Source organism: Amycolatopsis sp. 195334CR (assembly GCF_017309385.1).
Classification (GTDB): Bacteria; Actinomycetota; Actinomycetes; order Mycobacteriales; family Pseudonocardiaceae; genus Amycolatopsis.
In genome coordinates, this window is the sequence record NZ_JAFJMJ010000001.1 from 3,860,126 (window position 1) to 3,874,722 (window position 14,597).

12 protein-coding genes are annotated in these 14,597 nt (G+C 70.2%); 10 read left to right on the forward strand and 2 right to left on the reverse strand.

Annotation, left to right across the window (positions count from 1 at the left end):
- Positions 1-186: 186 nt before the first annotated feature.
- Genes JYK18_RS18935 through JYK18_RS18980 form a run of 10 tightly spaced genes read left to right on the forward strand, consistent with a single transcriptional unit; the run spans position 187 to position 11,125 of the window.
- The gene (locus JYK18_RS18935) at positions 187-1,236 is read left to right on the forward strand and encodes a PrpF domain-containing protein (protein ID WP_206803293.1); all 1,050 of its coding nucleotides are present in this window, start codon (positions 187-189) and stop codon (positions 1,234-1,236) included.
- Positions 1,233-2,339 carry an acyl-CoA dehydrogenase family protein gene (locus tag JYK18_RS18940; RefSeq protein ID WP_206803294.1) on the forward strand — a complete coding sequence of 369 codons (1,107 nt, stop codon included), beginning with the start codon at positions 1,233-1,235 and terminating at the stop codon, positions 2,337-2,339. Before JYK18_RS18935 ends, JYK18_RS18940 begins: the two co-directional genes overlap by 4 nt.
- Positions 2,327-3,688, forward strand: a complete 1,362-nt coding sequence (locus tag JYK18_RS18945; RefSeq protein WP_206803295.1) for a dihydroorotase family protein — start codon at positions 2,327-2,329, stop codon at positions 3,686-3,688. The genes JYK18_RS18940 and JYK18_RS18945 overlap by 13 nt, the downstream gene beginning before the upstream one ends.
- 11 nt (positions 3,689-3,699) lie before the next feature.
- On the forward strand, positions 3,700-4,965 hold the full coding sequence (locus JYK18_RS18950) for an MFS transporter (protein WP_206803296.1): 1,266 nt from the start codon (positions 3,700-3,702) through the stop codon (positions 4,963-4,965).
- Positions 4,966-4,977: 12 nt separating this feature from the next.
- A complete protein-coding gene (locus JYK18_RS18955; protein WP_206803297.1) occupies positions 4,978-6,219 on the forward strand; it encodes an ATP-grasp domain-containing protein in 1,242 nt (413 codons plus the stop codon).
- A complete protein-coding gene (locus JYK18_RS18960; RefSeq protein ID WP_206803298.1) occupies positions 6,216-7,037 on the forward strand; it encodes a hypothetical protein in 822 nt (273 codons plus the stop codon). Before JYK18_RS18955 ends, JYK18_RS18960 begins: the two co-directional genes overlap by 4 nt.
- Complete coding sequence (locus JYK18_RS18965; RefSeq protein ID WP_206803299.1) at positions 7,034-8,290, forward strand: acetyl-CoA carboxylase biotin carboxylase subunit family protein; 1,257 nt, start codon at positions 7,034-7,036, stop codon at positions 8,288-8,290. Before JYK18_RS18960 ends, JYK18_RS18965 begins: the two co-directional genes overlap by 4 nt.
- Positions 8,283-9,413 (forward strand): NAD(P)/FAD-dependent oxidoreductase, encoded by a 1,131-nt coding sequence (locus tag JYK18_RS18970; protein ID WP_206803300.1) that lies wholly within the window; start codon positions 8,283-8,285, stop codon positions 9,411-9,413. Before JYK18_RS18965 ends, JYK18_RS18970 begins: the two co-directional genes overlap by 8 nt.
- On the forward strand, positions 9,413-10,387 hold the full coding sequence (locus JYK18_RS18975) for a PLP-dependent cysteine synthase family protein (RefSeq protein ID WP_206803301.1): 975 nt from the start codon (positions 9,413-9,415) through the stop codon (positions 10,385-10,387). The genes JYK18_RS18970 and JYK18_RS18975 overlap by 1 nt, the downstream gene beginning before the upstream one ends.
- A gap of 15 nt (positions 10,388-10,402) precedes the next feature.
- On the forward strand, positions 10,403-11,125 hold the full coding sequence (locus JYK18_RS18980; protein ID WP_206803302.1) for a class I SAM-dependent methyltransferase: 723 nt from the start codon (positions 10,403-10,405) through the stop codon (positions 11,123-11,125).
- A 503-nt stretch (positions 11,126-11,628) separates the two neighbouring features.
- Here the strand turns inward: JYK18_RS18980 and JYK18_RS18985 are convergent.
- A complete protein-coding gene (locus JYK18_RS18985; RefSeq protein ID WP_206803303.1) occupies positions 11,629-12,828 on the reverse strand; it encodes an acyltransferase in 1,200 nt (399 codons plus the stop codon).
- A 247-nt stretch (positions 12,829-13,075) separates the two neighbouring features.
- The gene (locus JYK18_RS18990; RefSeq protein WP_206803304.1) at positions 13,076-14,518 is read right to left on the reverse strand and encodes an extracellular solute-binding protein; all 1,443 of its coding nucleotides are present in this window, start codon (positions 14,516-14,518) and stop codon (positions 13,076-13,078) included.
- Positions 14,519-14,597 lie beyond the last annotated feature (79 nt).

The following is a 14,597-nucleotide window of genomic DNA, read 5'->3' on the forward strand; positions in this document are numbered from 1 at the left end:
GGTGTAAGCCGTAACGCTTCGCCAGTGTCCCGTTACCCGGTTGGACGTGCGTTTTTCATGGTCACGGGAGTAAAGAAACCGCTCGAAGCCCACTCGAGAACGGGGGACTAGCGCAGCGACGGAGAAGCGCCGTGGTGATCGCGCCAACAGAATGGGCAAGGTCCACAAGCCCGATGGAGGTGCGGCATGATCGGACATCTCGCGTATGCCGTTGGCAGTCCCTGTCCGACCCTGGTGCTGGACGCGCGGCACCTGCCACGGGACCGCGACGCGCTGCTGGCCGCGCTCGGCGACGCGCGGCGCTGGATGTCCGACGCCGGCGGTGACCACGTGCTCAAGGTGGCGCTGATCGAACCGTCCAAGCACCCGCTGTGCGATCTGGACTACCGGTTCATCCAGGCCCTGCCCGAGGACCACGGCAAGTTCGACCTGCTGGGTTCGTGCGGGCACTCGGTGCTCTCCGCGATCACCTCGGCCGCGGAGAACGGCATGGTGCCGCGGCTGGTACCGGGGCAGCGGGTGCGGGTCAACGTGCTCAACAACGGTGACTACCTCGCCTGCGAAGTCGACGAGGTGACCAAGGAGAGCACCCGGTTCACCATGCACTTCCTGCAGACCCCGCCGCGGCCGGTGTCGGCCATGCTGCTCGACGGCGCCCCGGTGACCACGCTCGAGGTCGACGGCACGCACGTCGACGTTTCGCTGGTGTCGGCGGGGAACCCGTACGTTTTCGTCGGTGGCAAGGGAGCCGGGGTGGAGAACGCGGACGAGTTGTTCGCCGACGACCCGGTGCTGTTCGACCGGCTCAACCGGATCCGGGTGGCCGCCGCCGAGCACCTCGGCATGCCGACCGACAGCGTTTTCCCGAAGGTCGCGGTGACCATTCCCGGCGAGGAGGGCAAGCTCGTCGTCCGGGCCATCTCGGTGCCCTCCTGGCACCCGACGCTGGCCATGACCGGCACCGCCTGCCTCGGCGTGGCCGCCGGCATCGAGGGCTCGATCCCGTGGCAGGCCGCCCAGGAGGCCGGGTGCGGCGACAACGTGATCAGCGTGGTCACCCCCGGCGGGGTGGTCGAGGTCTTCGCCGCGATGAGCATCCAGGACGACGAGCGGCACGTCGCCTGGATCACCGTCGGCGACAAGCGGGTCGACTTCCACGGCTCGTTCTTCATCGAACCGCTCGCCCACTTCCAATTCAAGGAGACGTCCGAATGCCTGTCGGAGTCAGCAGCATGACTGACCTCGCTTCGACGCTGGAGATCTTCCGTGAGGCCGCGTCGCGGTCCGACGACACCAACGTGCCCGACGACCAGGCGCTGATCGAACTGCGCAAGTCGGGCCTGCTCGCCACCGCCGTGCCCGCCCAGTACGGCGGCAGTGGCGCGGACACCGTGGAGCTGAACGAGCTCGTCTCGAAGGTCGCCGAGGTCAACCCCTCGATGTCGATCATCATGTTCCAGCACTTCGCGGTGTGCGCGCGGATCAATGAGTGGGGCACGGCGGAGCAGAAGGCGCTGTGGCTGCCGTCGATGGCCACCGGGGACACGCTCGGTGCCTCGGCGTGGAGCGAAACCGGGGCGGGCGCGGCGAAGAAGAACCTGGCCACCTCGGCCGAGCGCATCGAGGACGGGCGCTGGCTGCTGAACGGCGCCAAGTCGTTCACCACCGGCGCCGGCGTCGCCGACATCTACCTGGTGCTGGTCGGCACCTCCGACGGTGCCGAGCAGGAACAGGACACGACCAACGTCTACGGTTCCGCCGGGCAGACCTTCTTCCTGGTGCGCAAGGAGAACGAGGGCCTGATCGCGAACCTCGGGCTGGAGCTGGCCGGGATGCGCGGGTCGGCAACCGGGTTCGTCTCGCTCAAGGACTGCGTGGTCTCCGACGACGACCGGCTCGGGCCGGTCGGGCACGCGCCGGCGATCATCGCCGGGGTGCGGCAGTCGGGTGCCACGCTCGGCGCGGTCTCGGTCGGCGTGGCGAAGGCCGCGCTCGACGTGGCGCTCGCGCACTTCACCAAAACCGGGGCGCTGGAGGCGCCGACCGTCCGGCACCGGGTGACCGAGCTGAGCGTCCAGGTCGAGGCGGCCCGCGCGATCGTCGCCTTCGCCGGGACCCGCCGCGGGGAGGACCCCGGCGCGGTCACCTTGCGCAGCAAGCTGTTCGCCTCGGTCACCGCCGAGCACGTGTGCTTCGAGGTGGCCCGCATGCTCGGTTCCGCCGCGTACCTGGTGAACCACCAGCTGAACCGGCTGATCTCCGACGCCAGGGCGGTGGCGCTGATGGGTCCGACGAACGAACTCTGCCGAGAGCTGGTGTCCGCGTCATGGGTGAAGTGAAGTCCGACCTGGTGATCACCGGCGGCCGCGTGGTCACCCCGGACGGGGTGCGCGCCGCGGCCGTCGTCGTCGACGGCGGCCGGATCACCGCGGTCACCGAGAACCCGCCCGCCGCCGAGTCCACTGTGGACGCGAAGGGCGCCTACGTGCTGCCCGGGCTGATCGACACGCACGTGCACTTCCGCACGCCCGGCCTGCTGCACAAGGAGGACTGGGCACACGGCAGCCGCGCGGCGGTGGCCGGCGGGGTGACCACGGTGATGGACATGCCGAACACCATCCCGCCCACGCTGGACCCGGAGACCGTGGTCGCCAAGGCGGAGCTGGTGCGCGGCAACTCGCTGGTGGACTACCGCTTCCACATCGGCGCCGACCCCGAGCGCCCCGAGGTGCTGGCCGGGCTCGACCCCGAGATCGCGGTCAGCGCCAAGGTGTTCATGGCCGGGCACCACACCGCGCCGACCGTGGTCCGCGACCCGGCGGCGCTGGAGAAGATCTTCGCCACCGCCGCGGGCAGCGACCTGCAGCTGGTGCTGCACGCCGAGGACGACTCGCTGTTCGAACTGCTCGACCAGTGGCAGGGCCCGCCGGTCTCCTACGCCGAGTACGAGCAGCGCCGCCCGCGCAGCGGCGGGATCGCCGCCGTGGCCAGGGTGCTGGAACTGGTCCGCCGGTACGGCACCAAGGCGCACATCCTGCACCTGTCCAGCCGCGAGGAGGCCGACCTGGTGTGCGCGGCCAAGGCCGCCGGGCTCCCGGTCACCTTCGAGGTCACCGGGCACCACCTGTCCTTCACCGACTCGGACACCTGCCGCGGTGGCGCGCGGACCCGGCTCTCGCCGTCGATCCGCGCCCAGGCCGACCAGGACCGGTTGTGGGAAGCGGTGCGCGCGGGGGAGGTCGCCAGCATCGGCAGCGACCACGCCCCGCACACCGTCGAGGAGAAGACCCGCTCGGTCGCCGACTCGCCGCCCGGCCTGCCCGGGGTCCAGGAGCTGGGCACCGCGGTGTGGACCGGGATGCGCCGCCGGTTCGACGAGCCCGAGGACGTTTCGGCGGCCCGGCTCGCGTCCGTGCTCTCGGCGAAGCCCGCCGAGCTGTTCCGGTTGGCGGGCAAGGGAAGGATCGAGCCGGGGGCGGACGCCGACTTCGCCATCTTCGACCCCGCCGAGACCTGGATGCTCTCGGCGCACCACGTCTACGCGAAGTGCGGCTGGTCGGCCTACGAGGGCTGGACCATGTCGGGCCGCGTGCGCCGGACGATCCGCGGCGGCCGGGTGGTCTGGGACGCCGCCACCGGCACCTTCGGCGAACCCGATGGACGGTGGCTCACCGGGAGGGAAGCCTGATGTTCGAGGGCATGAACCGCAACATCAAGATCCGCATCGGCGTCGGCTTCGTCCAGCGGTTCCTGGACGTCATGCTGATCCCGCTGATGGTGATCTACTTCTCCCAGCTCTACGGCGCGGCCACGGCCGGCGTGCTGACCATGGTCGCCGCCGCGGTGGCGATCGGCTGCACCTTCCTCGGCGGGCACCTCTCGGACGTCCGCGGCCGACGCAGCACCCTGCTCGTCGGCGAGGTCGGCAGCCTGGTCGCGTTCGTCGGCATGGCGCTGGCGAACTCGGTGTGGGAGTCCGGGATCGCGGTCTACCTCTTCTACCTGGCCAACACCGGGCTGATCGCGATCGTGCGGCCGGCCAGCGACGCGATGGTCATCGACGCGTCCGAGCCGGAGATCCGCAAGGCGGTCTACGCGGTCATCTACTGGTCCACCAACGTGGCCTTCGTGGTCGGCGCGCTGGTCGGCGCCTTCCTGTACAACAGCCTCAACGAACTGATGTGGGCCGCGGCGGCGGCCACCGCGGTGGTCGCGGTGGTCACCTGGTTCTGGGTGTCGGAGACCAAACCGGAGGACTCCGGCGAGCCCGCACCCCAGCGCAACTGGCTCGTCTCGATGCTGCGCGGGTACGTGGACGTGCTCAAGGACCGCGTGTTCGCCAAGCTGTTCTGGGGCATCCTGCTGTTCACCTGCGTGCAGGTGCAGCTGTCGTCGTACATCGCGGTCCGGCTGGCCGAGGAGTTCACCCCGCAGCGGCTGTTCGACCTCGGGTTCTGGCAGCTCGACGTGGACGGCGTGAACATGTTCGGCATCCTGCGCTCGATCAGCTGCTTCCTGGTGGTGTGCCTGGCCCTCTACGCCCGCAAGGCGCTCGCGAAGACGAGCGACGGCAAGCAGCAGACGGCGGGCACGCTGATGTTCACCGCCGGCTACATGACGGTGGCGGTGGCCAACGACCCGTGGGTGCTGATCGCCGCGGCCGCGGTGTTCGCCCTCGGGGAGATCGTCTGCTCGCCGTCGCGGCAGGCGCTGCTCGCCGACGTGGTGCACCCCGGCGCGCGCAGCAAGTACATGGCGGTCTACCAGTTGCAGTTCCGCATCGCGCTGGTGGTGGGCCCGCTGTTCATCACCCTGGGCACGCAGGTGTCGTCGGTGGTGATCAGCCTGCTCTACGGCGTGTTCGGGATCGCCTCGCTCTTCCTCGTCCAGCTGACGATCCGGGACCGGGACGCGGGCCGCGCGGCCGGTGCCGAGGCCCCGCTCGCCACCGCGGGCAAGAACTAAGGAGAGCGAACGGTGACCCCCGAGAACACGGTGCTGCTCGTCGGCGCCACGGTGAAGGTGCTGGATGCGGCCAGGGCACACGGGCTGTCGGTCATCCTGATCCAGCACCAGAACAAGTTCACCCCGCAGCAGGCGGACCTGGCCGACATCACGCTGATCGCCGACTTCACCGACTGGGCCGCGGTCCGCCCGCACGCCGAGGCGGCCTACGAGCGCTGGGGCTACGCCACCGCGATCGGGCTGACCGATCCGGCACTGGACGCGGCGGCGCGGATCAACGACCTGTTCGGCCTGCCCGGCACCAGCTACCAGGTTTCCCGGCTGCTGCAGGACAAGTACCAGATGCGGCAGCGCCTGGCCGAGGCCGGGACGGCCACGGCGATCGGCGCGCGGCTGATGGCGGACAAGCAGAGCCTGCTCGAGTTCGGCGCGGAGTTCGGCTACCCGTTCGTCGCCAAGCCGACCGACACCGCGGCCAGCCTCGGCGTCTTCCGCGTCGACACGCCGTCCGATGTGGACGGTGTGTGGCGGGAGCTGGAGGCGCTGCGCGGTGGCCCGGCACCCGGCTGCGGCGGACTGTTCACCGTGCGGGACGTGCTCATGGAGGAGTACGCCGACGGGCCGGAGTTCAGCGTCGAGTCGTTCAGCTTCGGCGGGCGGCACGTGGTCGTCTCGGTGACCGAGAAGACCACCGGGGCCGGGCACTTCGCCGAACTGGGCCACACCGTGCCCGCGCGGATCGACCGGTTCCGGGAGAACCGGATCGTCGGTGCCACCCAGGAGTTCCTGGACGCGGTCGGGCTGACCGATGGCCCGAGCCACACCGAGATCCGGTTCGGCAGGCGCGGGCCGGTGGTGATCGAGTCGCACAACCGGATCGGCGGTGACCGCATCCACGACCTGGTCGAGGCGGTCTACGGCATCGACCTGACCTACTACGCGGTGGGCTGGCCGTTCGGCCTGGTCGACGAGCTGCGCGACCGGCCGAAGCCGGTCGGCGGCGCGGCGGTGCGCTTCGTCGAGGCGACCGAAGGCACCGTCGTCGCGATCGACGGCCTGGACGAACTGCGGACCCGGCCCGAGGTGATCGCCGCCGACGCGCTGGTGTCGGTGGGCGACCAGGTGCGCGCGGCGCGGGACAACAACGACCGGCTCGCGCTGGTCGCGGCGACCGGCCCGACCGGCGACGCCGCGGTGAAGCTCTGCGAGGAACTGATCGAGAACACCCTGCGGATCCAGGTGGTGCCGAAATGACGATCGTGATCTTGGACGGATTCCCCGGTCCGCTGCCGCCGTACGCGGACTGGCTGCGCGACAGCGGCAAGGAACTGCTGCTGGTCACCGGCCGCGCCCGGGACGAGGTCGGTGAGGGCTACGACCGCGTCGAGGTGGTCGAGGGGTACGCGAACTCCCCGGCGGTGGACCGGTTCCTGCTGAACCTGGGACAGCGCACCGAACTGTCGGCGATCGTCGCGACCGAGACGCCGGACCTGATCCGCGGCGGTGCGTTGCGCGACTACTTCGGCATCGCCGGGCAGAGCCGCGACGACGCCGTGGTGCTCGCCGATCCGGTCGCCGTGCGCGAGCGGCTGGCCGAAGCCGGCGTGCCGGTGCTCGGGTGCGCGCCGGTGCTGCGGATCACCGACGTCTACGCGGCGGCCGCGAAGTTCGGCTACCCGGTGCGGATCCGCGAGCGCAAGATCGCCGGTCACCCGACCGCCGCGGTGCTCAACGACGAGGGCGAGGTGCGCATCTACACCCAGGGCGGGCTCACCCCGGACCTGATCTCGGTGCCCAGCCTGTTCGCCGAACCGTGGGTCAACGGCGAGCGGCACCGGGTGGTCGCGCCGATCGCGGCCGACGCCGGTGAGCGCCCGGAGCTGGTGTCCATTGTGGAGGCGGCGCTGGCCGCGCTCCCGGTGGTGCCCGGTCAGCCGTACGCGGTCGAGGTGGTGCACACCACCGACGGCCGCTGGCTGGTGGACGGGGTCGGCGCGGAGACGGCCGACGAGGACGAGCACCGGACGGCCGTCCGCGTGCAGGCGGGGCTTGAGACAGGAGTGAAGCGATGACCGTCCTTGTGCTGCACCACCGCAGTTCGCTCGCGGCCTGCCCGTACCCGCAGTGGCTGGCCGGGTACGACGGCGACGTGGTGCTGATCGCCTCGCGCGAGCACCTCGGCTGGGTGGGGGAGGACCTGCCGACCGGGGACGACCACGGTTACCGGCACATGGAGGCCATCGACGACTACGAGGTCGGCGGGGTGCTGGAGGAGCGCGTGCTGGAGCTGGCGCGCAAGTACGACGTCAAGCACATCTTCACCTTCCAGGAACACGACATGGAGCGCGCGGCGCAGCTGCGTGAGCTGCTCGGGTTGCCCGGCACGACGCTGGAGAACGCGATCCCGTTCCGCAACAAGCTGGTGATGAAGCAGGTCGTCGAGGCGGCGGGCATCGAGGTCGCGCCGCACGCGCCCGTCGAGTGCGCGGCGGACCTGCTGGTGTTCGCCGAGCGGCACGGGTTCCCGGTCGTCGTCAAGCCGCGTGATGGCGCGGGTTCGATCGGCGTGAAGGTGCTGAACGACGCCGCCGAGCTGGACGCCTTCCTCGACGAGGACCTCGACATCTACGGTCCGCTGCAGTCGAACCTGATGGTGGAGGCGTTCGTCCCCGGCTCGATGGCGCACGTCGACGGGCTGGTGGTCGACGGCGAGGTGGTCTTCTCCTGGCCGTCGCAGTACCTGTTCCAGCTGGCCTCGTTCAAGGAGGAGCGCGGCGGCAGGCACGACGTCACGATGGACCGGGACGACCCGCTCGCCCAGCGCATGATCGACTTCGTGGACCGGGTGATCGAGGCGCTGCCCTCGCCGCCGAACTTCGTGTTCCACTGCGAGGTCTTCCGCACGCCGGACGACCGGCTGGTGCTGTGCGAGATCGCCGGGCGCACCGGTGGCGCGCAGACCCGCGCGGTGATCCAGACGCTGTTCGGCGTCGAGCTGAACGAGTGCTGGCTGCGCGCCGACGTCGGCCTGCCGCTGCCGGTTTCCGCGGCCGAGGGGCGGTTGCAGCCGGCCAAGATGACCGGGCAACTGGTGCTCGGCAAGCGGCCGGGCAAGGTGCTCGCGGTGCGCGGCGAGCCGCCGTTCGACTGGGTCGAGCGGCAGAAGGTCTTCGTCGAGGTCGGCGAGGTCATGCCGGTGCCGCGGTACTCGGCCGACTTCATGGCCGCGTACCTGGTCTCCGGGCCGGACCGCGCGACCGTGCAGAACCGGCTGAACGAGCTGGAGACGTGGTTCTTCGACGGTCTGGTGCTCGGTGATGAGTGAGCGCAGAGTGGTGGTCGCCGGTGGTGGCATCGGCGGCCTCGCACTGAGCATCGGCCTGTCACGCGCGGGGTTCGGCGTGACGGTGGTCGAGCGCGCCGACCGGATCGCCGACGTGGGCGCCGGACTGGTGTTGTACCCCAACGGGATCCGCGCGCTGGACACGATCAGCGCGCCGCTCGGCAAGGCGGTGCGCGCGGCCGGGCACGTGGCCGAACCCGGGGACGTGCGCCCGCACCTGCGCTCCGACGGCGTGCGGTTGTCCGGGGACCCGATCGGGGACCTGGAGAACCGCTGGGGCACCCCGCACGTGATGCTGCTGCGCTCGGCGTTGCAGAACGCACTGCTGGACGAGGCGCTCGCGGTGGACGTCGACCTGCGCATCGGCCGTGAGGTGGTGGCGCACCACGACGACGGGTCGCGGGTGGAAGTGTCCCTTTCGGACGGTTCGACGGTGACCGGTGACGTGCTGGTCGGCGCCGACGGCCTGCGGTCGGGGGTGCGCCGGCGCCTGCTCGGGGAGACGCCGATCCGGTACCGGGGTTACTCCTCGGTGCGCGGGCGGACGGCGACCTCGCACAACTTCCCGGTCGGGGTGACCGCGGCCGGGCCCGGCATCGACCTCTTCGTCGGCGCGGTCGGCGGCGGTCTGCTGTACTGGACCGCGAAGATCGTGGCACCCCAGGGCGCCTGGCCCGCGAAGGCGCCGGACGAGGCGCTGGCCGAGCTGCTGGCCGAGATGGCGGACTGGGACCCGGCGCTGCGGGAGCTGGTCGAGACGACCGACACCGCCGCGGGCGTGGTGATGACCGACATCGTCGACCGCGACCCGATTCCACAGTGGACGTTCGGCAGGGTGACCCTGCTCGGCGACGCCGTGCACCCGATGGCGCCGACCCTTGGCCAGGGCGCGGGCATGGCGCTGGAGGACGCGGCCGTGCTGACCGCGTGCCTGGCCAACGACTCGCTGGCGGACTACGAGCGCGTCCGCGCGCCGCGGACCCGCGAGATCGTGCTGCTGTCCCGCCGCACCGGCGGGGTGGACTACGAGCGCGCCGTCGAGTTCTCCACCTCGGACGACCAGTTCTCCCGACTTTTCGGCTGGCAGACAGAAGGAGTGCAGTGATGACCGATTCCAAGCTCGGGCCGGGGATCATTTCCGGGCTGGAGGACCTCGTCGGCCGCACGCCGATGGTGCGGCTGCGGTTGCCCGACGTGCCCGACCACGTGCGGTTGCTGGCCAAGGTGGAGATGCTCAACCCGCTGGCCAGCGTGAAGGACCGCGCCGCGCTGTGGATGCTCCGCGACGCCGAGCGCACCGGCAAGCTGCCGCTGGACGGCGGCGGCACGGTGGTGGAGGCGTCCTCGGGCAACACCGCGATCTCGCTGGCCGCGCTGGCCGCGATGCGCGGGCACCGGTGCGTGATCGTGCTGCCGGACAACGCGACCGAGGAGCGCAAGGCGATCCTGCGCGCGTACGGCGCGGAGCTGGTGCTCGCCGACCACACCCAGGGCCTGCCCGCGGCCATCGCCAAGGCGGCGGGCATCGCGAAGTCCATCCCCGGTTCGTGGTTGTGCGGCCAGGAAGCCAACCCGGTGAACGTCGAGGCGCACTACCACACCACGGCGCCGGAGATCTGGGAAGCCACCGGCGGCGAGGTCGACGTGGTGGTGTGCGGTGTCGGCACCGGCGGCACGCTGACCGGCATCACGAAGTTCATGAAGGAGCGCCGCCGCATCCACACCGTGGCGGTGGAGCCGACCGGTTCGCCGGTGCTGTCCGGTGGTGAGCGCGGCCCGCACAAGATCCCCGGCATGGGCGGCGGTTTCATCAACCCGGTCACCGACGTCGACTGCATCGACCAGGTGATCACCGTGGCCGACGAGGCCGCGGCGGACTCGGCCAAGGAGCTGACCCGTTCGCTGGGGTTGTTCGTCGGGGTTTCGTCGGGGGCCGCGGTGCACGCGGCCCGTGTGCTCGCCGCCAGTGAACGCTGGGCCGGGGCCACCATCGTCACCGTGCTGCCGGACAGCGGTGAGCGGTATCTGTCCATTTGGGAGTCACTGGGGTCGCAGGCACAGCAAGCACGCGCCGCCTGAGGTTGGAGAGCAAGTATGAGTGAATCGACCACGCACTGGAACGACGTCGGCATCGACTACGACAAGGTGCTCAACACCGACGAGTCGAACGTCAAGCTGCTGGCCGCCGCGGTCGGCCTGCTGCCGCCGGAGACGAAGGACCTGCTGGACATCGGCGCCGGCACCGGGCGGCTCACCTCGCTGGTGCGCAAGGCCCTGCCGGAGGCGACCATCCTCGGCGTCGACCCGGCCCCGACCATGGTGGAGGCGGCGGAGATCAAGTTCGCCGACGACCCGAAGGTCTCCTTCGCCGGTGGTTTGGTGGAGGACCTGTCCTTCATCCCGGACAACAGCTTCGACGCGGTGATCTCCAGCTTCGCGCTGCACCACCTGGAGCTGGACACGTACAAGCTGGCGGCGGCGGAGCTGTTCCGCGTGCTGCGCCCGGGTGGGCGGTTCGTGAACGCGGACCAGTTCTGCCGGGTGATGGGGCCCGCGGGCAGCCCGGACCGGGCGAAGGACGTGCTCGACCTGCTCACCGCGAAGGCGAAGCACTACTTGGAGCACGCCAGCTTCGAGCGGATGCTGCTGCAGATCGACCTGCTGCCGCGCTTCATGCGCGAAGACGGCGAGATCCTGACGACGCCGGAGTTCTGGACGGAGAAGCTGCTGAGCGCCGGCTTCGCCGAGGCGCACATCGTCGAGACGCCGCCGGCCGAGCTGTACAACCGGGTGATCTGGGCGGTCAAGCCCTCCTGATCCCCTCGTACTCGCTAGACAGGGCCCCGCCTCCCACTCCGGAGGCGGGGCCCTTTCGCTGCCCCTCTCGACCCCTCCGGGATGCTGTGAATGTGGCTTTCACAGCGAAATCCGCAGTGAAAGCCACATTCACAGCACCCCCACACCCCACCCCCAAGGCGAGCCGGGCCCGGCACCCAACCGCCGCCCGGCGATGAGACGGGACCAAACGACCCACCCCGGCACCCAACCGCCGCCCGGCGACGAGACAGGACCAAACGACCCACCCGCCTCGGCACCCAACCGACAGCCGGGAACAAGACGGGACCAAACGACCCGCCCACCCCGGCCCCAAACCGCCACCCGGCGACGAGACAGGACCACCCAGCCAACCCCACCTCCCCCATCCCCGGTCCAAAGCCAAAAACACGGCGAAGACCCCGAAGTCAAGGCATCTTTCCCGCCTTGACTTCGGGGTCTTCGCCGTAGTCACACTCAAAAACCGGGGTGGCCAGCCCCCCGCACTACCGCACCGACGTCAGGTGATCCGGCCGTTCCAACGTAGCCACGCCCACTTCCTTCGGCGCCTTCCCGAGCTTCTCCCGCAACCGCATCGCCGGGCTCTCGATCACGTAGTAGCTCAGCGTCGCCGCCACGATGCTGCCCGCCAGGCAGATGCCCAGCAGCTTCCAGAACCCGTCGGCCCCGAAGGCACCCTCGTTCCAGAAGTAGATGATCGCGATGTGCCACAGGTACAGGCCGTACGAGATCCTGCCCAGGAACAGCATCACCGGGTTCGTCAGCACCGCGTCGATCAGCCGCGAGCGCGTGTTCGGCAGGGTCAGCGGGGCCACCGCCAGCAGGCCGAACGACAGGTACAGCACCTGCTCGACCATGCCCTGCGCCATGTCCGGGTAGTTCGCGCTGCCGGAGTCACCGAACGGCTGGAAGCAGGCGATGAGGTAGACCACCAGCGCCGCCGCCCAGGCCGAGGCCGGCTTGCGGGCCAGGAACCGGTACAGCGCCGGGGACTTCTCCGGCTGCAGCTCCGCCGCGGCCGACAGGGTGGCCAGCGCCATCCCGACCGCGATGAAGCCCATCCACTTCAGCGGCCACTTGTCCTCGATCGGCCAGCTGCCCATCGACTCGGTGAAGGTGTAGGCGGCGAAGCCGAACCCGGCCACCACGACCACCCCGAGCACCAGCAGGATCCGGCGGGCCTTGGCGGCCACGTCGGCACCACCGCGGGCCACCCGGTGCAGCGCCCACGCCAGGACCGGCAGCAGCGCGTAGAAGGCGATCTCGGTGGAGAGGCTCCAGCTCTGCTCCAGCCCGAACACGAACGCCTGGTCCTCGTACACGTGCAACAGCAGGAACGGCCGCACCACGTGCCACAGGTTCTGGATGCCCTCGCTGTTGAACGCGATCAGCACCACCGCCAGCGTCACCCAGAACGCGGGCAGCGTCCGCAGCGCACGACGCCACAGGTAGGGCTTGACCCCCGGCTTCTTCGTCCCGCCCAGCGCCGCCAGCACCCACGGGCGGTACAGCAGCACACCGGACAGCACGAAGAAGATCGGCAGGCTCACGTGCAGCTGCTGCAGCAGGACGCCGGCGAACCCGTTCCCCGGCTGCTCCATGCCCGGGAACTCGGTCAGCGCCACCTGGGCGGAGTAGAGACCGACGTGGGTGAGCAGCACCCCCAGCGCGGCGAGCCCGCGCATCCCCTCCAGTTGCGGGAAAAATCTGCGCTTCGTAGAGCGGACCCGAGGTTGTGGGTCCACCGCGCTCTTAGTCACCATAACGGCTCCCTCACGGATTAATCTGACTCGGACAGCTTCGGCCAGAACGGCTATCCGGGGCATCTCTCCGATTGCGGCCCGGGAACTGCGCAGCTTTCGAGACCCGTGACGCGGGAACGGCCCGGCACCGGCGGGGTCGCCGATACCGGGCCGTGCGCGGGGAAGCCTGTCAGCGGTTGAGCTTCACCACGTTCTCGAGATCGGCCGCGGAGTAGTCGCGCCCGGCCATCAGCGTGGTGAAGTACTCCACCTTGTGGCTGCTGTTGGGGCCGTCCGGGTCGCGGGGCCAGTCGCCGAGCGCGTAGGCGTTGTAGGTGTCCAGCAGCGCCTGCGCCTCCTCGGTGGCCTGGGTGAACCGGGTGATCGGGTCGGCGCCGCGGAGCACGTCGCCCATCGCGCGGGTCATCACGTCCTGGTTGCCGGCGAAGTCGCCGAACACCGCGCCCTGCTGGGCGGGCACCGCGTCGGCGGGCACGCCGTCCGGCCGGACCGCCTTGGCCGGGAAGCGGGTGACGTGGTCGCTGGCCACCCGGTGGTACGGGTGCTGCTCGAACCAGCCCTCCCGCTCCAGCAGCTCGAACGAGGCGTGGGTGACCGGGGCGAAGCTGTTCGCCTTGTGCCGGTCGGCCGCGTTGCGGGCGTTGTGCATGTACTGCAGGAAGGTCAGCGCGCCGTCCTGGGTGGCCTCGTCCAGGCCGCTGGTCAGCCACATCGACGTGCCCGCGATGGCGTTGCCGACGTAGGGCTGGGTGTCGCTGAACGGGAACAGGCCGACCTCGATGCCGAAGCCGTTGTCCTTGGCCGCCTGCACCATGTAGTTCACGTCGTTGGACGAGGAGATGCGGATCGCCACGTCCTGCTCGGCGAACGCCCGCAGGGTCTGCGCCCAGTCGGGGATGCCGCCGGTGTGCAGGTAGTGCCCGTCGCGGTGCAGCTCGCGCCAGATCTCCGCCCAGGCCAGCATTTCCTTCGAGGCCAGCTCGGCCTCGGTGGCCCGGCCGCTGCGGCCGTTGTCGTTGTTCACCAGCAGCCCGCCCTGGGTGGCGACGGCCTGCTGGTAGAAGGTCCCGTGGTTGGACCAGGTGATGGCGTGCTTCGGGCCGCCTTTGGCGCGAGCGATCTGCTCGCAGACCGCGGCGACCTCGGTCCAGGTCTGCGGGAGCTCGGTGACGCCGGCCTTCTCCAGCAGCTCGGTGTTGGCGTAGAGCAGGCTCGTGGTGCACACGGACGGGAACGACATCAGGTCGCCGCCGACGGTGTAGTACTCGCGGAACGGCGTCATCAGGTCGCCGAGCACCACCGGCTCACCGTTGATCTCCGTCCGGCCGGCCACCGCCCGCTCGACCGAGGTGAACAGCGGGCTGCCGTCGGCGTGCCGGAGGTCGCGGGCCACCTGGCCCATGTAGAAGTACAGCTCGGCCAGGGTGGGCGGGGCACCGGCTGCGGCGGCGCGGGAGACCTCCTGCGGGAAGGTCCAGAAGTCCTTGCCCTGCACGCGGACCTCGTACTGCGGGTACACCTTCTCGAAGTCCTTGCCCAGCTGGAACCAGCGGTCCATCCAGCCCGGAAAAGTCAGATCGGGGACCCAGACGTCGATGACCACTTTACTCATTCGATCTCTCCTCCTGGATTTCCCGCGGCGCGGACGACTACCCGATCGGTCACTCACCGTCCACGATTTCGCACGCCCG

Coding starts and splice junctions, on each gene's coding strand:
- JYK18_RS18935 (WP_206803293.1), top strand. CDS start 187: ATGATCGGACATCTCGCGTATGCCGTTGGCAGTCCCTGTCCGACCCTG.
- JYK18_RS18940 (WP_206803294.1), top strand. CDS start 1,233: ATGACTGACCTCGCTTCGACGCTGGAGATCTTCCGTGAGGCCGCGTCG.
- JYK18_RS18945 (WP_206803295.1), top strand. CDS start 2,327: ATGGGTGAAGTGAAGTCCGACCTGGTGATCACCGGCGGCCGCGTGGTC.
- JYK18_RS18950 (WP_206803296.1), top strand. CDS start 3,700: ATGAACCGCAACATCAAGATCCGCATCGGCGTCGGCTTCGTCCAGCGG.
- JYK18_RS18960 (WP_206803298.1), top strand. CDS start 6,216: ATGACGATCGTGATCTTGGACGGATTCCCCGGTCCGCTGCCGCCGTAC.
- JYK18_RS18965 (WP_206803299.1), top strand. CDS start 7,034: ATGACCGTCCTTGTGCTGCACCACCGCAGTTCGCTCGCGGCCTGCCCG.
- JYK18_RS18970 (WP_206803300.1), top strand. CDS start 8,283: ATGAGTGAGCGCAGAGTGGTGGTCGCCGGTGGTGGCATCGGCGGCCTC.
- JYK18_RS18975 (WP_206803301.1), top strand. CDS start 9,413: ATGACCGATTCCAAGCTCGGGCCGGGGATCATTTCCGGGCTGGAGGAC.
- JYK18_RS18980 (WP_206803302.1), top strand. CDS start 10,403: ATGAGTGAATCGACCACGCACTGGAACGACGTCGGCATCGACTACGAC.
- JYK18_RS18985 (WP_206803303.1), bottom strand. CDS start 12,828: ATGCGCGGGCTCGCCGCGCTGGGGGTGCTGCTCACCCACGTCGGTCTC.
- JYK18_RS18990 (WP_206803304.1), bottom strand. CDS start 14,518: ATGAGTAAAGTGGTCATCGACGTCTGGGTCCCCGATCTGACTTTTCCG.